At 62.0% G+C, this 21,746-nt stretch carries 19 protein-coding genes and 2 riboswitches; of the genes, 11 read left to right on the top strand and 8 right to left on the bottom strand.

Going from position 1 to position 21,746, the window contains the following annotated elements; all coding sequences use genetic code 11:
- Positions 1-4 precede the first annotated feature (4 nt).
- Genes KI787_04430 through gshA form a run of 5 tightly spaced genes read right to left on the bottom strand, consistent with a single transcriptional unit; the run spans position 5 to position 4,215 of the window.
- Complete coding sequence (locus KI787_04430) at positions 5-556, bottom strand: Gx transporter family protein (GenBank protein ID MBV6629183.1); 552 nt, start codon at positions 554-556, stop codon at positions 5-7.
- 30 nt (positions 557-586) lie between these two features.
- Positions 587-955, bottom strand: a complete 369-nt coding sequence (locus KI787_04425) for a NusG domain II-containing protein (protein ID MBV6629182.1) — start codon at positions 953-955, stop codon at positions 587-589.
- On the bottom strand, positions 939-1,976 hold the full coding sequence (locus tag KI787_04420) for an FAD:protein FMN transferase (protein ID MBV6629181.1): 1,038 nt from the start codon (positions 1,974-1,976) through the stop codon (positions 939-941). Before KI787_04420 ends, KI787_04425 begins: the two co-directional genes overlap by 17 nt.
- Positions 1,970-2,929 carry a glutathione synthase gene (gene gshB, locus KI787_04415; protein MBV6629180.1) on the bottom strand — a complete coding sequence of 320 codons (960 nt, stop codon included), beginning with the start codon at positions 2,927-2,929 and terminating at the stop codon, positions 1,970-1,972. Before gshB ends, KI787_04420 begins: the two co-directional genes overlap by 7 nt.
- A complete protein-coding gene (gene gshA, locus KI787_04410; protein MBV6629179.1) occupies positions 2,926-4,215 on the bottom strand; it encodes a glutamate--cysteine ligase in 1,290 nt (429 codons plus the stop codon). The genes gshB and gshA overlap by 4 nt, the downstream gene beginning before the upstream one ends.
- Before the next feature lie 305 nt (positions 4,216-4,520).
- On the opposite strand from gshA, the gene pilG reads away from it, so the two are divergent.
- The 4 genes from pilG to KI787_04390 are packed head-to-tail and all read left to right on the top strand — an operon-like array spanning position 4,521 to position 11,124.
- Positions 4,521-4,910 carry a twitching motility response regulator PilG gene (pilG, locus tag KI787_04405; GenBank protein MBV6629178.1) on the top strand — a complete coding sequence of 130 codons (390 nt, stop codon included), beginning with the start codon at positions 4,521-4,523 and terminating at the stop codon, positions 4,908-4,910.
- Between the two features lies 1 nt (position 4,911).
- Entirely contained in the window at positions 4,912-5,424 is a 513-nt protein-coding gene (locus KI787_04400; protein MBV6629177.1) for a purine-binding chemotaxis protein CheW, read from the top strand.
- A gap of 13 nt (positions 5,425-5,437) precedes the next feature.
- Positions 5,438-10,633 carry an Hpt domain-containing protein gene (locus tag KI787_04395; protein MBV6629176.1) on the top strand — a complete coding sequence of 1,732 codons (5,196 nt, stop codon included), beginning with the start codon at positions 5,438-5,440 and terminating at the stop codon, positions 10,631-10,633.
- The gene (locus KI787_04390; protein ID MBV6629175.1) at positions 10,630-11,124 is read left to right on the top strand and encodes a chemotaxis protein CheW; all 495 of its coding nucleotides are present in this window, start codon (positions 10,630-10,632) and stop codon (positions 11,122-11,124) included. The genes KI787_04395 and KI787_04390 overlap by 4 nt, the downstream gene beginning before the upstream one ends.
- On the opposite strand, the gene KI787_04385 is transcribed toward KI787_04390, so the two are convergent.
- The 3 genes from KI787_04385 to argE are packed head-to-tail and all read right to left on the bottom strand — an operon-like array spanning position 11,109 to position 14,248.
- A complete protein-coding gene (locus tag KI787_04385) occupies positions 11,109-11,843 on the bottom strand; it encodes a 16S rRNA (uracil(1498)-N(3))-methyltransferase (GenBank protein MBV6629174.1) in 735 nt (244 codons plus the stop codon). The genes KI787_04390 and KI787_04385 overlap by 16 nt on opposite strands.
- A 6-nt stretch (positions 11,844-11,849) precedes the next feature.
- On the bottom strand, positions 11,850-13,115 hold the full coding sequence (argA, locus tag KI787_04380) for an amino-acid N-acetyltransferase (GenBank protein MBV6629173.1): 1,266 nt from the start codon (positions 13,113-13,115) through the stop codon (positions 11,850-11,852).
- Positions 13,112-14,248, bottom strand: coding sequence for an acetylornithine deacetylase (gene argE / locus KI787_04375; protein MBV6629172.1), 1,137 nt, complete (start codon positions 14,246-14,248; stop codon positions 13,112-13,114). The genes argA and argE overlap by 4 nt, the downstream gene beginning before the upstream one ends.
- Positions 14,249-14,297: 49 nt before the next feature.
- Here argE and KI787_04370 point away from each other — a divergent pair, with 49 nt between their 5' ends.
- The 7 genes from KI787_04370 to gcvPA all read left to right on the top strand — a co-directional run bounded on the left by KI787_04370 (position 14,298) and on the right by gcvPA (position 21,741).
- Entirely contained in the window at positions 14,298-14,837 is a 540-nt protein-coding gene (locus KI787_04370) for a UPF0149 family protein (protein MBV6629171.1), read from the top strand.
- A complete protein-coding gene (locus KI787_04365) occupies positions 14,809-16,134 on the top strand; it encodes an aminopeptidase P N-terminal domain-containing protein (GenBank protein MBV6629170.1) in 1,326 nt (441 codons plus the stop codon). Before KI787_04370 ends, KI787_04365 begins: the two co-directional genes overlap by 29 nt.
- Before the next feature lie 7 nt (positions 16,135-16,141).
- Positions 16,142-17,302: an FAD-dependent monooxygenase gene (locus tag KI787_04360; GenBank protein MBV6629169.1), complete on the top strand. Its 1,161-nt coding sequence runs from the start codon at positions 16,142-16,144 to the stop codon at positions 17,300-17,302.
- Positions 17,302-18,504 carry an FAD-dependent monooxygenase gene (locus KI787_04355; protein MBV6629168.1) on the top strand — a complete coding sequence of 401 codons (1,203 nt, stop codon included), beginning with the start codon at positions 17,302-17,304 and terminating at the stop codon, positions 18,502-18,504. Before KI787_04360 ends, KI787_04355 begins: the two co-directional genes overlap by 1 nt.
- A gap of 16 nt (positions 18,505-18,520) precedes the next feature.
- Positions 18,521-18,610, top strand: a riboswitch (glycine riboswitch).
- 16 nt (positions 18,611-18,626) lie between these two features.
- A riboswitch (glycine riboswitch) is annotated at positions 18,627-18,723 on the top strand.
- 25 nt (positions 18,724-18,748) lie between these two features.
- On the top strand, positions 18,749-19,837 hold the full coding sequence (gene gcvT / locus KI787_04350; GenBank protein MBV6629167.1) for a glycine cleavage system aminomethyltransferase GcvT: 1,089 nt from the start codon (positions 18,749-18,751) through the stop codon (positions 19,835-19,837).
- 24 nt (positions 19,838-19,861) lie between these two features.
- Complete coding sequence (gene gcvH, locus KI787_04345; GenBank protein ID MBV6629166.1) at positions 19,862-20,248, top strand: glycine cleavage system protein GcvH; 387 nt, start codon at positions 19,862-19,864, stop codon at positions 20,246-20,248.
- Positions 20,249-20,379: 131 nt separating this feature from the next.
- Positions 20,380-21,741: an aminomethyl-transferring glycine dehydrogenase subunit GcvPA gene (gene gcvPA, locus KI787_04340; protein MBV6629165.1), complete on the top strand. Its 1,362-nt coding sequence runs from the start codon at positions 20,380-20,382 to the stop codon at positions 21,739-21,741.
- The last annotated feature ends 5 nt before the right edge of the window (positions 21,742-21,746 follow it).

Raw genomic sequence — 21,746 nt, 5'->3', positions numbered from 1 at the left:
CGTGTCAGTCCTTGGCAGGCAAGGTGGATGTGGGTGCCGGCATGCGCTCCAGAACCTGAGCGGCTAATAATCCCGTCAATAGACCGCTGATCACGGCTGCCGCGCCGAGCACGGGCAACAGGCTGAGCAGCCCGGGGTGGGGAATAAACCAAACATAGGCCAACCAGAATTGGCCTTGAATATGTGCCAGCGCAGCCAGCACACTCATACCCACAGGGCCGGGGGCCAGGCGTGGCAGCCAAGTCATACAGGCGTAGGCCACCGCTAAGACGCTCAGCGCAGATAAAGAGCCGGCCAGGCTCAGCCAAAACGTCGGACCGAACAGTGTGCCCAGAACTAAAGCAGAGAGTAAGACGCGCAGGGCGGTGACCCAGCAGGCAGCCTGCCAACCATGCCGGCACAGCACAATCAGCGTGATCACATTGGCCAGCCCCGGCTTAATACCGGGCACAGGACTGGGCAAGCTCGCTTCCAGCACGTGAATGGCCGCTGCGAGCGCCGCATAACGCGCCCAGCGCACATCGCGATCATGCAGTGGCATGCTGGGCTTAGCCATGGAAGAGGGCATTATCAGAGTGAGTCACTGTCAGTAGTGCAAGGCGTCCACGGCCGCATCAGAGCGCGCGGCGGGTAGGACCTGCACGCTGATCCGGTTGGGTACACAGGCCGTGGTTTCGCCGCCATGGTCCAAATGCCCGCTGCGGACACACACCTTGCCTTTGCAGGGTGAGTCAAGAAAGCGGATGCCACCGGATTCGATACGCAGCCGGCTCACTCCCAAAGCTCCCTCCACCTGTAACTCCCGAGGCTCGTCCAAGGGCCACTCTTGAGTTTGGGTAGGGGTTTGAATACGCACCCGGCTGCCGGCAACGTTGGGTGTCCAATAACGCGCCATGAAGTGGCCCTGTAGGCCCAGAGCGCAGGCGATGATGACGATATCAGTCGGCCGCAGCATCATCCGTCCATTGCAGCCGCTGTAGAAAGGTCTCGCTGCCGTGAACCTCTCCCTGCGCATCGACCAGCATCCACTGACTCACGCCCAGAGCACGGGCCACGCCAGGGGCTGCGGCTGGCCCAGCTACGAAGAGCGCTGTCGCGGCAGCGTCGGCCAAAGCAGCATCGGCATCCAATACCGTGGCTGAGCTAGCCAGCCGCGCTGGTTGGCCGGTGCGCGGATCTAGTAAGTGGTGGAAGCGCTGGCCCTCGTGGAAAAAGTAGCGTTCGTAGTCCCCAGAGCTAAACAAGGCCTCGCCGTCTGCTAAGTCCAAACTGGCCAAGGCGGTGCGGGGGTCGTCGGCGCGAGGGTCGCGGATCCCGATGCGCCAGGGGCGTTGCGGGTGCGCTCCGCCTACTTCCAGGTCACCGCCGGCATTCACAATAAAGTTTTCAAAGCCCATCTCACGCAGGCTTTGCGTAACCTCGGCGACCGCCAACCCTTTGGCCATACCTCCGAGGTTGAGGCTCACTCCCGCCTGCTCTAGCAACACCTGGTTGTCGACCCACTGCGCTGTGCACCAGCTCTCGCGCGGCAGGGCGCTCAGTTGCTCGGCTGATGGCGGTGTGCTGCGCAGATTATCGTCCGAGTCGAAACCCCATAACTTGATCCACTCGCCTATGGCGGGATCGAACAGTCCTTGGCTTTGCTGGCACAAGTTTTGGGCTCGACGTAACAAGGGGATGAGGGGCGCAGGCGCAGTGCCCCGGCCCTGCCTGAGTAGCTGTTCATTGAGCTGCACCAGTGCCCCCTGGCCAAGCACGCTCCAGCGCCTTTGGAACTGCTGTAGCTGCTGGTCTAGCTGGCTTTGTAGGGCGCTTAGTTCAGACTCATCTAGATCCGCTACCAAGCGCAGATCAACGACCGTGCCCAGGGCGAAGAGGCTGAAGGTCTGGATGGGGGGCGCCGGGTCCCGTTGCCACCAGGCTCCAGCAGCCAGCAGGCCGCCCAGAATAATGGCCAGCAGTAGCTGCTTTAGCATCCGCGCAGGGGCTGCTCAAAGGCGTCCCATAGTGCGCCGGCAATGTTGCTGCCGTCGGCGTTCTCAATCTCGCGTACGCAGGTGGGGCTCGTCACATTGATTTCTGTGAGTTTGTCGCCAATCACGTCTAGGCCCGCAAACCAGACTCCCTGCTCGCGTAACCAAGGGCCTACTTCCTCCGCTATAGCCGCCTCAGCAGCCCCCAGGTCGCGAACTTCGCCGCGTCCGCCAGCGGCCAGGTTGCCGCGGCTCTCGCCGGCTGCTGGAATGCGCGCCAGCAGGCGCGGCCAGGCTTGGCCGCCAATCATCAAAATGCGTTTATCCCCCTGCCTAATCTCGGGGAGGTACGCCTGCGCCATGGCCAGCTGCGTGCCGTTCTGGGTCAGCGTTTCCAGCACCACATTCACATTGGGATCATTGCGATGGAGGCGGAAAATTGATTTGCCACCCATGCCATCCAAGGGCTTGAGCACCACTTCTTGATGCTCTTCTATAAAGGCCTTAAAGGTCTGGGCATGCGCTGCCGTGAGCGTGGGAGCGCACAGTTGCGAAAAGCGACTAATGGCCAGTTTTTCGTTGATATTGCGTAGCGCTTCTGGATGGTTGATCACCCGCGTGCCATCGCGCATGGCCAATTCCATCACCTGCGTCGCCCACACAAAAGCCGGGTCTACCGGGGGGTCTTTGCGCATGAGGATGGTGCCGAACTCAGCCAAGGGGCGCGTGTGCACCTCACCCAGGCTGAAGAAGGGAGATGCTGCCAGGTCCACGTCTAGAGAGCGGACCCTTGCGCGAGCTTCGCCGCTATGAATCTCCAGGTCGGGGATCTCGGCAACAAAACACGGCATCCCGCGTAGCTGAGCTTCACGAACGAGGGCTAGGCTGGTGTCCTTGCGCGGGTTCAGGCTGGGCACGGGGTCCATCACCAGCAAGACCTCCGGGCGCGTACTCATGCGGCAGCACCGGCATCTTGCACCCGGGCAATCTCCCGCGCGGCGGCCAGTACGGCTAGGCGGGCGACCACACCGCAGGCATAGAGCCGGTTCGGCGTGGCATCGCAGGCTTGGCCGGGATCAGGGTCGCCGCAACTATCCGCAATGGCGAAAGGCGTGAAGTGCATGCCCGGTGCATTGAGATTGTCTTCGGCGCCGCGCCCGGTGTGTACCCGATAAAAACCCCCGACCACATGTTGTTCGATGCAGTAGAACACCGGCTCAGCCACTGCATTGTCGAGTAGCTCGGCGGTCGGCACGCCCTCTTGTAGGATGACCTGGGAGACGCTTCTCCCCTTGGTGGCTGCCATGCTTTTGCGTTGTTTGCGATTCAGTGCCTGCACATCATCCACGCTGCGCGCAATCATGATGCCCATGCCATAGGTTCCAGCGTCGGCTTTGATCACCACAAAAGGTTCAGCGTCGATGGCGTGCTCGGCATACTTTTCAGCCGTGGCCGAGAGTAAGCGCTCCACATTGTGCTCCAGGCACTCCTCGCCCTCGCGTTTCATAAAGTCGACCTGACCGCAGTTGCGCCAGAGTGGATCGACCAGCCAAGGGTCCAGCTCCACCACCTGTGCAAACTCGCGAGCAACGTCGGCGTAAATACTGAAATGGTCGGACTTCAGGCGCTTATTCCAGCCCAGGGCAGATGGTGGTAGCAGGGGTTGCTCCACCTTGTCCAAAATCTCCGGGAGTCCAGCCGACAGGTCATTGTTCAGCAGGATCACACAGGGGTCGAAGTCCGGGAGCAGCAAGCGGTTGCCATGACGCTGTAGGGGTTCAATGCGCAGCGCAGAGCCATTGGCGCTTTCCAGGTCTAGCGGTGTTTCTAGGGCCGAGTCTACGCTGCCCAAACGTACGCCAAAGCCAGCGCCTTTGAGCAGGTCCACCAGGCGGGCGAGGTTGTCTAGGTAGTAGCGGTTACGGGTGTGGTTCTCGGGAATGAGCAGCACATGGGCGGCGCGCGGGCAGTAGCGCTGGACTGCGGCTTGCAAAGCCTGGCGAATAAGCGCGTTCAGTTCCGGAGCCAGATTGTTAAATCCTGCAGGAAATAAGTTGGTATCGACCGGGGCCAATTTCCAGCCGGCATTGCGCAGGTCTACAGAGCTGTAAAAGGGCCCTGGCGTGCGTAAAAACTGCTGATGCAGCCAAGCTTCAATCTGTTCATGGCGGGAAACACAATGCGCTTCCAATGCCTGCAAGGGTGCGGCGGTGGCGCTCACCAGGTGGGGGCCGGGGATCATGGCTTTATCCAGCAATACATGCGGTCTGGAAGTGTAGCGTTGTTGCGTGCCGATTGATGGGCTTGGCGGCGCTCATCCAGCGCTCACTGGCCTCAGTGCGGGCTTGGCGAGGTTAGCGCAGCGCGCGGGGCATGCACGGTCGGACGGTACGGTGACGGCAGCGCCCTGCTGCTTCGGTTTGTAGATGCTCCTGCAGGTGTGCCCCACCAACTTTGGGGGACACTCCCTGAGCGATGTGGTAAAAGAACGCCTTCGGACCGAGGGATGAACCGCATGCGCTATGCCGCGCTTCAGCAGGGGGAGAAATGAACGGCTCGGAACTACAAGGGCTCCACGTGATGGTCGTGGACGACTCCAAAACCATTCGCCGCACTGCGGAAGCGCTGCTGCAAAAGGCTGGCGCGACCGTGAGTATGGCTAATGATGGTTTCGAGGCCTTGGCACTCATTGCCGAGAGCGAGCCGCAATTGGTGTTTGTAGACATCATGATGCCGCGCCTGGACGGCTACCAAACGTGCGCACTTATAAAAAGTAACCCGCGTTTCGCGAAGATGCCGGTGGTGATGCTGTCGAGTAAGGATGGTCTTTTTGACCGGGCTCGCGGCCGTATCGTGGGCTGTGATGCTTATTTGACCAAGCCTTTTAGCCGTGACGAGCTGCTGGAGGCCGTGCGTACGCACTTGGTGCAGGCCTGATATGGAGCTGTTCGCCGCACTAGAGCAGATGAGCGCTGCTTACTCAGCCAGCGATACCCGGGCTCGCTTGGGGGAGGACTGGGCCGGTATTGGTTTTCGACTGGGCATGCACCGATTTTTGGCATCGCAAAAAGAAGTCATTGAGGTGCTGGCTCCGCCTGAAGCCACGCGGGTGCCCGGGGCTCCGCCGTGGGTGCGCGGTTTGGCGAACTTCCGCGGACAGGTCTTGCCGCTCTACGATTTGGGGCATCTACTGATGGATAACCCCACGCCAGCGCAGAGCCGCAACCGGTACTTGATATTGCGTGGGCAAAGTAATCCGGCCGCGTTTTTGGTGGACGCCGTCAGTGGATTGCGTCGCTATTCGCGGGCACAAATCCAACCGCCAACCGTACGTGGGTTGCCGGCCGCTTTGCATTCCTACATTCGGGGCAGCTTCAGTGACGGTGCCGACCGCCGTCCGGTGCTGTCGCTGAGCGCAATCCGTGACGAGCGCCTGCGTGGTCAGGTCTGAAGGAGACGCGGAAATGACCAAAGCCGTTACACAAACAGACTTAGGGCGCGGGCTACGTTGGGTCCAGGGCGAAATTGATCACGGCCTGAATCAAGTACGCCAGATCTTGGCCGACATACTTGATGAAGGTGCTCCGCTAGATCGGTTACAAGAAGCGGTACCGCTACTGCATCAGATCGCCCAGGTTTGCGCTGTCGCGCGCTGCCAGGGTGGGCAGTTGCATGCGGCCCAGCTGGAAACAGCGGCGCGGCGATTGCTCGCGCAGACCGACCTGGATAGAGATGCGGTGTTGGCAGAGTTGGTTGCCGCTAGCTATGCCTTAAGCAAGTATGTGGGCATCGTCGCTGATGGTCTGCCAGATCACCCTCTGGCGGCCTTGCAGTCCATTAACTCCTTGCGGGCGCTGGTCGGGCTTGAGGCCTGGTCGGCGAGCGTCGCCCTGGCCGCCAATTGGCAGCTGACCCAACGTCTTCACGAGGTGGATCTGAGTCAGCGGACGCAGACGGATCTGCAGCAAGCTTTAGAGACTTGGCGGCCAAGATTATTGCCGGCTTTTGCGCGCCTGCAAAAACAGCCCCAGGATGCTGCGGCTTGGCAGCGCATCAAGCTGGGTGGTCAGGCTTTGGCGCCGCTCATGCAGGGGTCCGCCCAAGCCCAGCTATGGTCTATGCAGGCGCAAGTCGCTAGTTTGGGGCCGCGGCTGCCGGCGGCTGCGCACGCCACGGTTGTGGGCTTGGTGAAACGCAGTTTGGCAGGCTTACAGCATGCTTTGCAGGCGCCACCCGAGCGTCTGGAGGCGGCTGCCAGAGTCAGTTTGGCGGGTTGGGCGCTGCTCCTGGTTCGCATCGACCGCAAGGGGAGTTTGGCCCAAAGCCTGCTCAGTCCTTTGGGTTTGCAACGTGAAGAGTTATTGCCGCAGCGCCTACAGGTGATCCAAACCGCCATGCGTGGCCCGGCGGAGGATTCGTTAGCGGCCGCACTGCATGCCTTGCAGGCTGACTTTACCCAGCTCAAAGACGAGGTTGAGTCCATACATGGCCAGCAGCCGCGCGACAATACTGTGGTTGACGAGGTGTTGGGGCGCTTTCGAAGCCTGGCCGCCACTGCCCGTGGCTTGGGTGATGAGGCTGTGGCGGAGCAGTTGCTGGCTTTGACCAAGCAGTTTGCGGAGCTGAGTCAAGCGGCGAGTGACGCCGCAGGTTGGGCGGCTCTGGCCGAGGGCTTGATCCAGGTGGAACAAGCGCTCAGTACAGGTCTGCTGGGCTATAGGGCACAACAGGCGGCGCGTAGTTCCAACCTCATGACCTCCGAGGCTAGGGCGTCCACCTTACGTGAATGCTTGGTCAGCTTGGTCAAGGTCAAGCACGATATTGATGCCCTGGTACGCAGCCATCGTCCGGAGCAGGCCGAGCAGCTGCTCCAGCGCATGACGGAGATCTGCGGCGCGCTAGAGGTGTTCGGTGAGGCCGCTTTGGAACAACCCTTCCGCGAACTGCAGAAGATTTTCGCGCGGTCGGACTTTGTCTCTGCGATGCTGGAGCGGCCAGAGGTCGTGCAAGCTTGCGCGGATGCCATCGCCAGTGCGGAGTACTTGCTGGAAGCACTCCGCGATGCCGATCCCGAAATACAGGCAGAGTCGGCGCGTGTCGGTCGTTATGTGCAGACACTGCAAGACACCTTGAGTGCTGAGCCAACGGCGCAGGCGCCCAGCGCCGAGCCGGTGGCTACGCCTGCCGAGGTGGATGCCGATCTGCGCGAGGTCTTCCTGGAAGAGGCGGAAGACGTTCTTGCTGATTTGCAAAAGCTGCGCCCCGCTTGGGAACGCGGTGAAGATGGTGCGGCTGTGGCCGACATTCGCCGCGCCTTCCACACCCTGAAAGGGAGTGGACGTATGGTGGGTGCTGACGATATCGGACGCTTCGGGCGAGATATCGAGCAGCTCCTCAATCAAGTGCTGGAGACGCGTCTGGAACGCGGCCCGGATGTCGATGCCTTGGTGCTGCAGGCCATTGCGCAACTGCCCGACATCGTGTCCCGATTCGCTGCCGGGCAATCTGCGCAGGACCTGGTCGACCCCTTGTGCCAGCGCGCACAACAGCTGCTGGGAGAATCCCCTGCCGATACCAGCAATTTGGCAGCGGTGTTCGTGGAAGATGCACGCAGCGCTGTTGAGGTCTTGCGCAGCATGGCCGTGGAAACGCCCGCCAGTCGTGGCGCCGTGAGTGCGTGGCATGGTGTGCGTGGTGGCGCCGCGGCTATTTCTGCCGACGCCCTGGTGAACTTGGCCGGGGCGGCAGAGCACCTGTATGCGCAGTCCGGCTTGGTGCAGCAAGCCCTGCCGGCTGAGCTGCACGAAGCGGCTGTCAATGCCCTGGAGCAGGGACTGGATTCTTTGGCCTCTGGGCAGCCGCCTGCCGTCGACGAGGGCTTGATAGAGCGCCTAGAGCAGACGGCCTCGTCCTTACTCAGCGACGATCAGACCGATGAGGCTATCGATCCTGAGCTGCGCCTGATTTTCTGCACGGAGGTGCAGGACTTACTGGAACGTGCCGAAACTTTGCTGGCGGAGTGCCGCGCCCATCAAGGGCATACGCAGCAAGCGCAGGAGCTGCAGCGGGTATTCCACACCCTCAAGGGGAGCGCGCATACCGCGCAGGCCCAGGGCTTGGCCGCCGTGGGCGTTGAGCTGGATGCTGCCGCTAAGCGCTGGTTGGATGCTGAGGCACCCCAAGACCCCGACACCTTCGATTTGTTCGAACGTGGTGTACAGGCGGCCTGGAATTTGGTGGATGCCTTCCAGGCGGGGCGCGATGAGCAAGCCCCGCCATGGCAGCAGGCTAGTCCTCAAAGCACTGAGGCGCTTGGCAGCGACGCTGCCGAGGGCCAAACGCCAGAGCAGGTCAGCCCGGCCGAAGCTGTCGCTGACACTTCCGCTGCTGAGGCTGCGGCAGATGAAGCTGTGGATGAAGAGCTGCTAGAGGTCTTCCTGCCAGAATGCGATGAGCTGCTTGATGCGATGGATCAAGCTTTCGCCAAGGCTGACGAAGTACCGGCTGCGCAAACCTTGGATGCATTGTTCCGGGCCTTGCATACGCTCAAGGGCGGCGCCCGGATGGCGGGGTTGGAGCAGCTGGGCGAAGCTGCCCACGCACTGGAATCGCAGGTCGAGGCTTTACGCGTCGGGCCCGATCCACAACTGGAGCGCGCGCAGTGGCAGAGCTTGCAAGCTGCTGCCGATCAGCTGCGTCAGATGCGCGACCAAGCTGCTCCGAGTTCCCAGGCGCCCGCTGCGCTACTGGATGAGTTGGAGTCAGAGACCGCAGAAGACAGCGCCGAAGCCGTCGCTTCCGCAAGCGACCTCGCCCGCGTCCCAGTGCGAGATTTGGATGGTTTCCTGTCCGATGTGGGCGAGGTCAGCATGTTCCGTTCACGGCTGGAACAGCAGTTGGTGGGTTTAAGCGGCGGTCTGCGCGATCTCGATCAAACCATTGCCCGTCTGCGCGCCCAGATTCGCGACCTAGAAAGTGCAACCGATGCGCAAATTCAGGCCCGCGTGTCGGGCATGCAGCAGTCGCAGTCCGAGGGTGACCGCTACGCAGAGGAGTACGACCCTCTGGAGATGGACCGCTACACGCGGATGCAGGAACTCACTCGCTCCATCACCGAGTCTATTGCTGACTTGGCCTCCGTCCACCGCAGCATGCGCGAGTCGGTGGGCGAAGGTGAAGCGATGGTGCTCCAGCAGGCACGCCTGAGCACCACGCTGCAGGAAGGGTTGTTGTCGACCCTCGCTGTGCCCTTCGGTCGCCAAGAGGGGCGGCTGGCCCGGGTGTTGCGACAGGCGGCTCAGGATGAGGGCAAGGCCGTGGAGCTGCGCTTGGACGGAGCCGAGGTGGAGCTTGATCGCAATGTCTTAGAACGGATTGTTCCGGCTATTGAGCACATCCTGCGTAACAGCGTCATTCATGGCATCGAAGATGCGGCCACGCGGTCTACAGCCAATAAGCCGACCAGCGGGCAGGTGTCCATTGGTGTGCGCCGGGATAACAACCGAGTCGTGCTAGACATTCGCGATGATGGACGTGGCTTGGACTACGAGCTCATTCGGGTGGAGGCTGTTCGTCGTGGCTTATTGGCCGAAGATACCGAGCTCAGTACGGACCGTATTGCTCAGTTCATCTTCGAGCCAGGGTTCTCCACGGCCAAAGAAGTGAGTTTGAGCGCCGGGCGTGGCGTGGGTATGGATGTGGTGGCCGCCGAGGTGCGCCAACTAGGGGGCCGTATTGATGTCGGCAGTGAAGTCGGGCAAGGATGTCAGTTCACGATTTCACTGCCCTTCTCAGTCGCTGTCACTCAAACTTTGCTGGTGCGCTCCGGCGAGGCTGAGTACGCCATTCCTTTGGCCTCGATCACCGGGGTTGCCCGCTTGCCGGTGGCCGAGTTGCAACAGGCGCTTAGCGAAAAGCAGCCCTTGAGCTATGCGGGCCATAGCTACGAAGTGCACGAGCTCGCCCCCTTAGTACAAGCGCGGGCGGAGTTGCCCGCGTCCGGCTATGTGCCTGTATTGTTTGTTGCCGCCGGTGGTGAGGCTAGTGGCGGCCGGCATTTTGCGGTGGTGGTGGAGCACTTGCTCGGCACTCGCGAGGTTGTGGCAAAGCCCGTGGGCCAGCAAATCGCGACCGCTCCCGGCGTGGCTGGTGCCACGATTCAGCCGGATGGGCGGGTGGTCCTGATTATGGATCTCGGCGCCCTCATCTTGGAGCTGGAACGTCGCGGTTTGCGCGGCGAAGCTCAGCAGACTCTGGAAGATACTGGCCGCCAGCCATTAGTCATGGTGATTGACGATTCCATCACCATGCGCAAGGTCGCGGAGCGCATACTGGGCCGGGCGGGTTACCGTGTGCAGTTGGCAAAAGATGGTGCTGATGGGGTTGCGCAACTGCAAACAGTCCGCCCAGACCTTGTGTTGCTGGATATCGAAATGCCGCGCATGGATGGTTTTGAAGTGGCTAGCTTCATTCGTAACGACGCGAATCTGCAAAGTGTCCCCATCTTGATGATTACCTCGCGCTCCGGTGATAAGCACCGGCAGCGAGCAGCAGGCTTAGAGGTCAATGGCTACCTCATCAAGCCCTATCAAGAGCAACAGCTGTTGGGTGATATCGCTCAGCAACTCCGCGAGCCCACCCCGATGAGTGCCAGCGCATGAGCCAGACCATTCATAGCGTGATGCTCAACGTGGGCGACAATTTGTTGGTGCTGCCAGCACCAGCCTTGGTGTCCGTCCTCAACCCGCAGGGTTTGATGCCTGCGCAGCTAGAGCAACATCCTGAGCTGGCCGGAGCCATTGAGGTTGATACCCAGCGGGTCACGGTGCTTTACCCGGAGATGTTGCTCGGCAGGCCCGCCCTGCCATTGCATGAGCGCTGCCGCATCGCGCGTATTCGCCCGCCAGGAACCCGGCAGAGCTTTGGTTTGCTGGTGCGGGCGTATCCGCTGGTCCTGAGTTTGAATGAGCGGGCGTTTAGTGCCGCCGAGGGGGAGCTTCCGCCCGGTGTGTTGGCTCAGGCCCAGGTCGGCCAGCGGCAGGTGTTGTTACCAGATCTGGAGCAATGGAGCGCGCAGGCGCGCTCGCTCGCGCAGCTGCGCATAGAGTCGGCGCAGCCCGCCACCGTAGGCTCGGCTCACCAGTCTCCGTAGCGGGCCTGCAAGACGGCCAATAGCGCCGGCCCTGCATGTTGTGTGCGCAAGATGCGCGGGCCGATGGAAACGCCCGTTAAGCTGCGCTGCGCAGCAGCCATCTCTGACTGTTCTAAACCTCCTTCGGGGCCCACTAAAATCCAGCGCAGTTGATCCGGATGTGGGCCGGGCTCACTGAGGGTTTGTGCCAGGGGGGCGGCCTGTGGGTCCAGGTGCCATCCCTGTGGCTGCTGCCCTAGCCAATCATGCAGCGATACGGGGCGTAATACCTGGGGTAGAACGCTACGTTCGGCTTGCTCGGCGGCGGCAAGTACGCGTCGCTGCCAGCTCTGCCACTTCTTTTCCAGTCGGTCGCCCTGCATGGGCTTGGGGCCGAAACGCGTCCAAAGGGGCTGAATGTGCTGCACGCCTAATTCAACCGCGGCGTCCAGGGTGTCTTCAAAACGATCACCTCGGCTGACAGCTTGCGCTAGCCCGAGCTGCAGTGGCGATTCGCGCCAGATTGACTCCACCTCGCCGGGTATAACCGATGCCTGTTTCTGGCTGAGCGTGCGAATGTCTGCCATGGCCTCGAGGCCTTGGCCAGTCCACAGCCGCACCCGATCGCCCACCCGGCGGCGCAGCACCGTATGGAGGTGATGAGCTCGGTCGCGCGAAAGTTCTAGGCTTTGCCCGGCGCAAAAGCCTTGTGGGCAGTACACACGCGGAATATGTGCCATGGCGCCTTATAGAGTTTTGACCAAGACCTTGGAGGCCCGTTGCCAGTTGTACAAAGATTGCCTGGAGACGGGTAAGGAGGATGGCTCACAAAGGCTAAAACCCTGTTCTACAAACCAGTGAATCGCGCGCGTAGTGAGGACATAGAGCTTCTGAATTCCGCGCGCCCGCGCTGATTGCTCGGCGTGTTGTAGCAAGGCCGCAGCACGGCCCGCAGAGCGCCAGTCGGAGTGGACGGCGACGCAGGCTAGCTCAGCGCTGAGGCCATCATCCATGGGCAGTAGCGCACGGCAGCCGATAATTTGGCCATCGTGCTCGATGACGGCAAAGTGCTCCATATCCAGTTCAAGCTGCTCTCTGGACCGTTCCACCAAGGTGCCTTCGGCTTCCAAAGGCGCAATCAAATTGAGCAATCCCGCAAGATCTTCAATGCCAGCCTGGCGAATGTGGTCGCTTGCCGCAGCGCTCACTAACAAACCTTGGCCGGCCTGGGTGTAGAGCTCATTGAGGATGACACCGGGTTGATCGAGCGGGAGTAGCTGAATACGGGGCACGCCTGCAGCGACAGCCGCCGCCGCAATTGTCGCCTCATCGCTAGGAATATCGCTGCGATTGTGAAGGTCCTGCGGCGCACACTCGCCCGCTGGAACTGGGCGCGGCGACATCACCAACAGTTGATCGGCGCGGAGCTGTGCAGCGGCCGCCACTGCAAGGTCTTCGCTGCGCAAATTAAAGCTTTCCCCGGTGCTGGAGGTGCCCAAGCAAGGGAGCAGCACGATTCGGCGACGCTCCAAATGGGTTTGGATGGCGTCCACAGCCAAGCGTCGAATCTCGCCCGTGAATTGCATATCGACCCCGTCGCGCACGCCACCGGGTTTGGCGGTTACCAAGTTCCCACTCACCACCTCAATCCGCCGTCCACCCAAGGGGGTTTGGGCCAGAGCGGTGGAGAGCAGCGCTTCAATGTCGCCGCGTAAAGCGCCTACAGCTTCTTTGACGCAGTGGAGTGTGGCCGCGTCGGTAACCCGTAGGCCTTGGTGCATGCGCTGCGCAATATTCGCCTGCTCCAGCCGTTGCTGAATTTGCGGCCGCGCGCCTATGACCAGAACCAGGTTGAGGCCAAGACCATGGGCTAGAGCTAAGTCGAAGAGATGTGCAGCGAAGTCGTCTCGCTGCACGGCCTCACCCGGCCAGTAGGCCACGCAGGTATGTCCATTGTGGCTGTGGATATAAGGAGCCGCCTGCCGAAGGTGCTGCGCGAAGTCGTGGCTCATGACTGACAAAACCGATGCACCAAGCCATCGAGTATCTGACGTGTGCGCTGCAAGTGAGCGACTGGCAAAAACTCCTCTGGTTGGTGTGCTTGTTCGATATGGCCGGGGCCGAGGACCACGGATTGCGCGCGCAGTTGGTTGAAGTAGCCGGCCTCCGTGGCAAAGTTCACCGCCTGTGGCGCCTGTTCGGCCAACTCGGCACACACCTGAATGATGGGACTGTCGGTGTCTGTGGCAAAAGGAGCGCTGTCGATGGCGCACTCAAACTCATGTGGCCAGCCACCTTTTTGCAGCGCTGTCTTCATGCGCGCTTCCAATTCGGTGCGCAGCAGGCTGCCATCCATACCGGGCAGATAGCGCAAATCCCACTCCAGGCGCACGCGCGAGGGAATGCGGTTGGGGCTGTCACCACCGTGGATACAGCCTGGATTGAGTGTGCAATAAGGGACTGAGAACGCGGGGTTGTTACTGCGCGCTCGCAGTTCCTCGCGAAACGCAATCAATTCGCCCAGTGCCGCGTGAGCTCCGTCTATGGCGTTGAGTCCAGCGTCTGGATCACTCGAGTGGCCGGCCCGTCCAAGAATAGTGACGGCGCTAAAGAAAATGCCTTTGTGCATGTGCACGGGGCGCAACCCCGTTGGCTCGCCAATGACAGCGAAGTCGCCCAAGCCCACGGCATCGGAGACCAGCGCCTTGGCACCGGCCATGCCGGACTCTTCATCGGCTGTAGCCACGATGGTCAGCGGTTTGTTCAAGGGCTGATCTTGCAGGCGTCTGGCCATATCTACACAAAGCGCTAAGAAGCCCTTCATGTCGGTGCTGCCCAGCCCGGTCCAGCGGTCATCAAGGTCTCGCAAGCGCCAGGGGTCGCCCTGCCATTGGTCTGGGTCACAGGGCACCGTGTCGGCATGACCGGCCAAAACCAAGCCCCCGGAGCCTTTGCCCCGACGCGCAATCAGGTTCACCTTGCCGCCAGCAACCGGGCGCATCTCGCAAGTAAAGCCGGCGGACTGCAGCCAGTCAGCCAGCAACTCACAAACCCGGCGGTTGGAATGGTCAAACTGCGGGTCGGTGGAAGACACCGAGTCGGCTGCGACCAGGGGAGCCAAAATGTCGAAGCAAGGGTCGGTCATGCGCGTTGCCATACGGCGAAACAGGCGGTAATCGCGCTAAAGTATCACGATGACAAGCCTAGACTGGAATGAACTACAAGCCGCTTTGAGCCTGCTCGAATGCGATGTGTCCCCGGCCGGGTTGCATGGCCAACTGGCTGCCATCGCTTGTCGCAGTGACAAGCTGCCCCCAGACCTGGGGCTTGAGGCCTCTGCAGATGACGCACAGTCTTGGTCTACGCTACGTGAATTCGCGCAGCAAACCCGTCAACAACTCGAGTCAGAGGGTCTGGAGTTCACCCCCCTGATGCCTGGTGACGAACAGATGCTATGGCGGCGTTTGGAGGCTTTGGCAGAGTGGGCAGAATGCTTTGCCTTTGGCCTGAGCCTGAACGGGCACTTCGACCCCAAGCAGCTCAGCGAAGATGCCCAGGAGTGTTTGCAGCACTTGCTGGAAGTCAGCCGCTTAGACCCAGATGACCCCCAAGCCTCCGGCGCTGATGCCGAACAAGCTTTGACAGAGCTGGTGGAGTTCCTGCGCGTGGCTGTCATGACCCTTTATGTCGAATTTCGGATGTCCAATGCCAAACCCCCAAATCCCATCCACTGAGTTCGCCCAGCGCCGCGCCGACCTGGCGCGCAGCATCGGTGCCGACTCGGTTGCCATCTGTTTTGCTGCGGCCGAAGTGACGCGGTCCCGGGATACGCAGTTTCCTTTTCGCCAAGATTCCGATTTCCACTATCTCACCGGCTTTCCTGAGCCCGATGCCGTTATGGTGTTGGCTCCGGGGCGGGCCGATGGCGAGTTTGTGCTTTTTGTGCGTCCCAAAGACCGCGAGCGCGAAATTTGGGATGGCTACAGAGCTGGCGTAGAAGGTGCTTGTCGCGACTACGGTGCTGACCAAGCCTTCAGCCTGGAGGATTTGGCTGCTGAGCTACCCAATCTCTTCGCGAACCGGCAACAGATCGTGCACAGTCTGGGCGCGCAGCCTCAGCACGACAAAATCGTGCTGAATGCCCTGGCTGGCGTGCGGGCTCAAGCGCGCAATGGCGTGCATGCCCCCGAAAACGTCACCGGGTTGGCGGGCTTGCTCGCCGCCATGCGGCTGTATAAATCCCCCGCCGAGCTGGACATGATGCGCCATGCGTCCAAGGTGTCAGCGCAGGCCCACTGCCGGGCGATGCGGGCGTCTGCGCCAGGTGTCACCGAGTACCAACTGCAGGCGCACATCACCCATGAGTTCGCTATGCACGGCATGGAAAGCGCCTACGGCATGATCGTAGGCGGCGGAGCCAATGCCTGCGTGCTGCATTACATCGATAACTCCGCAGCGCTGGAAGATGGCAGTTTGTGTTTGATTGATGCCGGCGCCGAATATCAAGGCTACGCTGCCGACATCACCCGCACCTTCCCCGTGAACGGGCGTTACAGCGCCGTTCAAAAAGATGTTTACGAAGTGGTTCTGGCCGCTCAGCTGGCAGCGATCGAGGCGGTGAAAGTCGGCGGCATTTGGACCGACCCGCATACCGCAGCCACCCGCGTGCTCACCCAAGGCTTGGTCGATTTGGGGGCACTCCAAGGCGATGTGGATGCGCTGATTGAAGACAACGCGCAAACGGCCTTCTTTATGCACAAAACCGGGCACTGGATCGGTTTAGATGTGCATGATGTTGGCGCCTACCGCAACGGCGATAGCTGGCAAAAACTGGCTGCCAACCAGGTGTTGACCGTGGAGCCAGGGCTGTACTTTGCACCAGACAACCCGGCCGCTCCAGACGCTCTCAAGGGCATCGGTATTCGCATTGAAGACGATGTGGCGGTGACCGCCGAGGGGCCGGAGGTGTTGACGGCCGATGTGCCTAAAACGGTCGCCGGCATCGAGGATTTGATGCGAGAAGAGCGCTAGCAGCTGTATGACCGCGGGCGTTGATGTTCTGATTAGCGGGGCAGGCCCGGTCGGGGCTAGCTTGGTCTTGGCCTTGAAACAGCAGGGTCTGCAATGCCGCTTGCTCGATGCCGCGCCGGCCCCGGTGCAGGGCGACGACCGCTCTTTGGGCCTCACCAGCGGCACCCAGAGGCTGCTGCAGCAATTGGGTGTGTGGCAACACATCACCCAGGCCGAACCCATTCGCGCCCTGCACATTTCCGAGCGAGGTCGCTTCGGGCATTGTCATATCCAGGCTGCCGACCATGGCCTAGAGAGCATGGGCGCCACCGTGCCCGCTCAGCAGCTGCATGATGCCTTGCACAAAGCTCTGGCAGCGCAAGGCATTGAGGTACTGCGCGAGCAAAAAGTCGTCTCCACCGAGATGCACTGCGCGGAGCAGCGTGCGGTCACCCTGGCCAGCGGGGAGTGCGTCCATGCCCGCCTGCTCGTCGGCGCCGATGGGGTGAAATCCTCGGTGCGGGCGGACTTGGGCATCGAGGTGCAGCTGGAGGACTACGGCCAGGTGGCTTTGGTGAGCCAATTCGATGCGCAACGTGACCCCCAAGGCTGCGCCTATGAGCGCTTTGCCGCAGATGGCCCTCTGGCCGTATTACCCCGAGGCGGTCAGCGGGTAGGCAGTATTTGGATGGTGTCCACCGCGCAGGCTGCCGTACTGATGAATTTGGATGACGAGGCTTATGCCCAGGCCTTCCAGCAGGCTTTTGGTTGGCGCCTGGGCCGTCTACGCTCTGCAGCGCCCAGGCTGCAATGGCCATTGCGTCGGCTGCGGGCACAGGCGCTGAGCGCCCCCCGCGCCGTGTTGCTGGGTAATGCCGCCACCGCCTTTCATCCCTTGGCGGCGCAGGGCTTTAATTTGGCCCTGCGCGATGTAGAGGCCTTGAGGCTTGCTCTTCAGGGCGCGTCTGACCCTGGCGCGCCGGAGCTGCTCCGCCGCTGGGAGCAAAGCCGCCGAGCGGACCATGATCGGGTGGAGCGCATGACCGATGGCCTGGTCAAGGTCTTCACGCAGCGCTTGCCGGTGTTGAGTCAGCTGCGGGCACTGGGCCTGGCAGCCATGGGTTTGCTGGAGCCCGCCCAGGCGCGCATGGTGCATGACTCTGCCGGTGTGGCGGAGGCTCAGGTGTGATGCAAACCGATATTGTTGTTGCCGGTTCGGGCTGCGTTGGCAGCCTGGCGGCTGCGCTGTTGGCCCAAAGTGGCTGGCGTGTGGTTCTGGTGGCGCCGGGGCAGCCCTTGCCCGAGTCCCTGCCGGCCGAGCCCGAGGCCAGGGTGATCGCCCTAGCTCCGCAGATTGAGCAAGCTCTACGCGCCTGCGATGTGCCAACTCAGCCCTGGCAAGAGCGCGGCGCGCCAGTGAGGGCCATGCAGGTGGAGGTGCCGGGAGTGGGCGCCGTCGAATTTAGCGCCGCCGATGTGCAGGCTCCGGCCCTGGCCAGAATTGTGGAGGTGTCGGCTTTGCAGCGTGCTTTTGAGGGCATGCTGCAGCGCCAACGGGTGCGCTGGGAAAACGACCATGTTGTTCGGCGCAGCCCCCAAGGCGTAGAACTGGCCTCTGGCGTGCACATTCAGGCGCCCTTGGTGCTGGCTTGCGACGGGGCCTCGTCCGCGCTGCGCACCCAGGCGCACATTCCCACGCAGCGCCATGACTACCGCCAAACCGCCATCGTTGCCCGCCTGCGTGCGAGCCATGCGGCTCAGGCCGTGGCGCGTCAAACCATGTCGGCGCAGGGCGTGCTCGGCGTACTGCCGCTGGTCGACGGCAGCTTGAGCGTGGTGTGGTCGTTGCCCGCCGCGGTCGCGCAGCGTTGGTTGCAAGCCAGCCCGGCCGAATTCGCGCAGGGTCTGGGGCAGGCTTTGAATATCGACTGGGGGGAGTGGGAGCTACTCGGCAAGCGCGCCCATTTCCCGCTGCGCTCCCTGCATGCCGAGTCCTTGTGTGCCGAGGGGCTGGCTTTGCTCGGCGATGCGGCGCATACCGTGCACCCCTTGGCGGGCCTGGGGCTGAATTTGGGCTTGGCCGATGTGCTCAGTCTGGTTCCACTGCTTCAGCAGGGGCGCGAGCAAGGGCGGTCTTTGGCCGACCCCGCCTTGCTGCGGCGTTGGAGCCGTCAGCGCAAAGCGCAGGTGGCTCCCTACCGGCACTTCATTGATCTGCTGGCGGGACTGGGTTCCAAACACACCCTGGCCTGGCGCGGTGTGGGCTTGGGCTTTGGGGTGGTCAGCCGACAAAACGCGCTGCGTCAATGGTTTGCACGCCAGGCTTTGGCCGGATCCATGCCGGCAGAATCGACAGCCCGGCCTGCCGGCGCTATCATGCGCGCTCAGTAGAAAGCTTTTGGGCTTTCCACGTGGCCCGGGAGAGTGTGGTCTCCTCCCCACCGCCGAAGGCGCAAACCGTCCGGAATCGCTCAGGCACCCGTACCGGCCCACGTTGGTTCACGGCTTCGTGAACGGCTGACTCTGGAGAGTAGCTGCGCCGCCTTTAGGCTGGCAGTCAGCTCGCCGAAGGGGTTTAACGCTCTCAGGCACCGGGACAGAGGGACGGCGTTCTCATTTTTGATGGTGGTTCGCCGTGACTCAACAAACCTGCTTACATTCTCAACATGTGGCCCTGGGCGGCCGAATGGTGGACTTTGCCGGCTGGGATATGCCCCTGCATTACGGCAGCCAAGTCGACGAGCACCATGCCGTGCGGCAGAACTGCGGCTTGTTCGATGTGTCCCACATGTGCGCCGTGGATGTGACCGGAGCCCAGGCCACCGATTTTCTGCGGCATTTGCTGGCCAATGATGTGGCCAAAATTGACGCCGGCCGGGCCATGTACTCCTGCATGCTCAACCCCGAAGCCGGTGTGGTGGACGATCTCATCGTTTATCGCCTGGGCGAGCAGAACTACCGCATTGTGGTTAATGCTGGCACGGCCGAAAAAGATCTGGCCTGGATGCAGTCACAGGTGAGTGCATTCACCGCAGAGGTCCGCCAGCGGCGTGACCTGGGCGTGCTGGCTCTGCAAGGGCCTCAAGCCGCCGATGTTTTGGCCAGCGCAGGCCTGCCGGCGCAGCTCACTGCGGCGGCCCAAGCACTCAAGCCTTTTCGCTGTGTGGCGGCCGACGAGCGCTTGTTAGGGCGCACCGGCTACACCGGTGAAGATGGCTTTGAAATGGTCTTGCCCTTGGCGGAGCTGCCGGCGGTGTGGGAAGCGCTGATCCAAGCAGGCGTGCAGCCCTGTGGCCTGGGTTGCCGCGATACCCTGCGTCTGGAAGCCGGTATGGCTCTGTATGGTCAGGATATGGACGACTCGGTCAACCCGCTGATTGCCGGCCTGGGCTGGACCATCGCCTGGGAGCCTGTCGAGCGTGATTTCGTCGGCCGCGAAGCCCTGACGACGGTCCGCGCCGAAGACAGTCGCCCCCGCATGGTGGGCTTATTGCTAGAAGGCCGTGGCGTGTTGCGGGCTCATCAAGCCGTGCATGCCGAGGCAGGCGTGGGTGAAATCACCAGCGGAGGCTTCTCCCCAACCCTGCAGCGCTCCATTGCTCTGGCCCGTGTGCCCGCCGGCACCAGCGGCACGGTCGAGGTTGAAATTCGCAACAAGCGGGTGCCGGCTCGTGTGGTCAAATACCCCTTCGTGCGCCATGGTCAGGCGCAAATCGAACTCTAAAAGTCTGTTAAGAGGAAACTGTCGATGTCGAATATTCCCGCCGAACTGAAGTACACCCAGTCGCATGAATGGGTGCGCGCGGAAGACGATGGCACCCTGACCGTGGGGATTAGCGATCACGCCCAGGATGCCCTGGGTGACCTAGTCTTCGTGGAAGTGCCGGATGTGGGCGCCGACCTCGCTGCTGGCGACGCCTGCGCCGTAGTGGAGTCGGTCAAAGCCGCCTCCGATGTGTATGCGCCGGTGGCCGGCGAAGTGGTTGCGGTCAATGAAGAGCTGGCCGACGCTCCGGAAGCCATCAACGAAGACCCCTACCAAAAAGGCTGGTTGTTCAAGCTCAAAGGAACCCTTGAGGGTGCCGAACTGCTGGATGCCGACGCCTACGCCAAATTCGTCGCCGAGAACGGCTAAAGAAAGCGGTCACAGTGGCTGCGCGGCCTCCCCCGCATTGTTCTAGCGGCGCAGCTACTTAATTTTGGCCCGGCTTTGGCCGGGATTTTCTGTTCGCTCTGCCGGGAGCCTTCTCCCTTGGAGTCGTAGTCATGCCCTTTATCCCCCATACCCCGGAAGACACCCAGGCCATGCTCAAGGTCTGTGGGGTGGATTCTACGGATGCCCTGTTTGACGAAATTCCGCCGCACCTGCGGGTGCGCGAGCTGGTTGGTATTCCTCCGCAGCTCTCGGAAATGGAAATCACCCGTCTGATGAATGAGCGCGCCAGCCAGGATGGCATGCCGCTGAACTTTGTCGGTGCGGGCGCCTACGAGCATCACGTACCCGCCGCCGTGTGGCAGATCACCACCCGTGGCGAGTTCTACAGCGCCTATACGCCCTACCAGGGCGAGGCCAGCCAGGGTTCCCTGCAGCTGATCTACGAATATCAAACCATGATGGCCAGCCTGATGGGCATGGAGGTCTCGAATGCCTCCTTGTACGACGGCGCCTCGGGTTTGGCTGAGGCCGTGCTGATGGCCGGTCGGGCTAACCGCAAGTCCAAGTCGCTCAAAGTGCTGATGCCGGAAACCCTGCATCCGTACTACCGTGACTGCGTGCATGCCATCTGCGCCATGCAGGGTTTCGAGTTCGTGACCCTGCCCATGGATGCGGCCACCGGCACCACCGACCTGAGCGGCCTGGAGGCCCATGCGGGCACCGACGTGACCGCCGTGGTGGTTCCGCAGCCCAACGTCTTTGGCCAGTTCGAGCCTGTGGACGCCCTCACCGACTGGGCCGCTGCGAATGGTGCCTTGTCCATTGCCGTGGTCAACCCCACCCTGGCCAGCGTCATCAAGCCGCCGGGCCAGTGGGGCAAAGACGGTGCCGACATCGCCTGTGGTGATGGCCAACCGCTGGGTGCGCCGCTGTCTTCGGGCGGGCCTTATTACGGCTTCCTCTGCGCCAAGCAAGCCTATGTGCGGCAGATTCCCGGGCGCATCGTGGGGCGTACCGTCGACCTCGACGGCACCCCCGGTTTCGCGCTCACCTTGCAAGCGCGCGAGCAGCATATTCGCCGCGCCAAGGCCACCTCGAATATCTGCACCAACCAGGGTCTGGTGGTGACAGCCAGCACCATCTACATGAGCCTGCTGGGGCCGCAGGGCCTGGCCAATGTGGCTACGGCCAGCCTGCACAACACCCGCAAGCTGGTGGCGGCGCTCACCGCAATCCCCGGCGTGGAAGTGGTCTTCAACGGTAGCTATGGCCACGAGGCCACGCTGCGCCTGCCGCGCCCGGCCAAAGAGGTGCTCGCGGCATTGAGCGCGCGCAACATCATCGGCGGTTTTGATCTGGCCCCGCATTGGCCGGGTCTGGAAAACGCCCTGGTGGTCTGCGCCACCGAAACCAAAACCGACGCCGACATCGCTGCCTACGCCGATGCCCTGCGCGACATTCTGGCCGCCTGAGCGCG

This window comes from Oceanococcus sp. HetDA_MAG_MS8, assembly GCA_019192445.1.
In the GTDB taxonomy this organism is placed as follows: domain Bacteria; phylum Pseudomonadota; class Gammaproteobacteria; order Nevskiales; family Oceanococcaceae; genus MS8.
The sequence above is the reverse complement of the archived record's forward strand: the minus strand, read 5'-3'. Positions and strand labels throughout refer to the sequence as shown.

Coding starts and splice junctions, on each gene's coding strand:
- KI787_04430 (MBV6629183.1), bottom strand. CDS start 556: ATGGCTAAGCCCAGCATGCCACTGCATGATCGCGATGTGCGCTGGGCG.
- KI787_04425 (MBV6629182.1), bottom strand. CDS start 955: ATGCTGCGGCCGACTGATATCGTCATCATCGCCTGCGCTCTGGGCCTA.
- KI787_04420 (MBV6629181.1), bottom strand. CDS start 1,976: ATGCTAAAGCAGCTACTGCTGGCCATTATTCTGGGCGGCCTGCTGGCT.
- gshB (MBV6629180.1), bottom strand. CDS start 2,929: ATGAGTACGCGCCCGGAGGTCTTGCTGGTGATGGACCCCGTGCCCAGC.
- gshA (MBV6629179.1), bottom strand. CDS start 4,215: ATGATCCCCGGCCCCCACCTGGTGAGCGCCACCGCCGCACCCTTGCAG.
- pilG (MBV6629178.1), top strand. CDS start 4,521: ATGAACGGCTCGGAACTACAAGGGCTCCACGTGATGGTCGTGGACGAC.
- KI787_04400 (MBV6629177.1), top strand. CDS start 4,912: ATGGAGCTGTTCGCCGCACTAGAGCAGATGAGCGCTGCTTACTCAGCC.
- KI787_04395 (MBV6629176.1), top strand. CDS start 5,438: ATGACCAAAGCCGTTACACAAACAGACTTAGGGCGCGGGCTACGTTGG.
- KI787_04390 (MBV6629175.1), top strand. CDS start 10,630: ATGAGCCAGACCATTCATAGCGTGATGCTCAACGTGGGCGACAATTTG.
- KI787_04385 (MBV6629174.1), bottom strand. CDS start 11,843: ATGGCACATATTCCGCGTGTGTACTGCCCACAAGGCTTTTGCGCCGGG.
- argA (MBV6629173.1), bottom strand. CDS start 13,115: ATGAGCCACGACTTCGCGCAGCACCTTCGGCAGGCGGCTCCTTATATC.
- argE (MBV6629172.1), bottom strand. CDS start 14,248: ATGACCGACCCTTGCTTCGACATTTTGGCTCCCCTGGTCGCAGCCGAC.
- KI787_04370 (MBV6629171.1), top strand. CDS start 14,298: ATGACAAGCCTAGACTGGAATGAACTACAAGCCGCTTTGAGCCTGCTC.
- KI787_04365 (MBV6629170.1), top strand. CDS start 14,809: ATGCCAAACCCCCAAATCCCATCCACTGAGTTCGCCCAGCGCCGCGCC.
- KI787_04360 (MBV6629169.1), top strand. CDS start 16,142: ATGACCGCGGGCGTTGATGTTCTGATTAGCGGGGCAGGCCCGGTCGGG.
- KI787_04355 (MBV6629168.1), top strand. CDS start 17,302: ATGCAAACCGATATTGTTGTTGCCGGTTCGGGCTGCGTTGGCAGCCTG.
- gcvH (MBV6629166.1), top strand. CDS start 19,862: ATGTCGAATATTCCCGCCGAACTGAAGTACACCCAGTCGCATGAATGG.
- gcvPA (MBV6629165.1), top strand. CDS start 20,380: ATGCCCTTTATCCCCCATACCCCGGAAGACACCCAGGCCATGCTCAAG.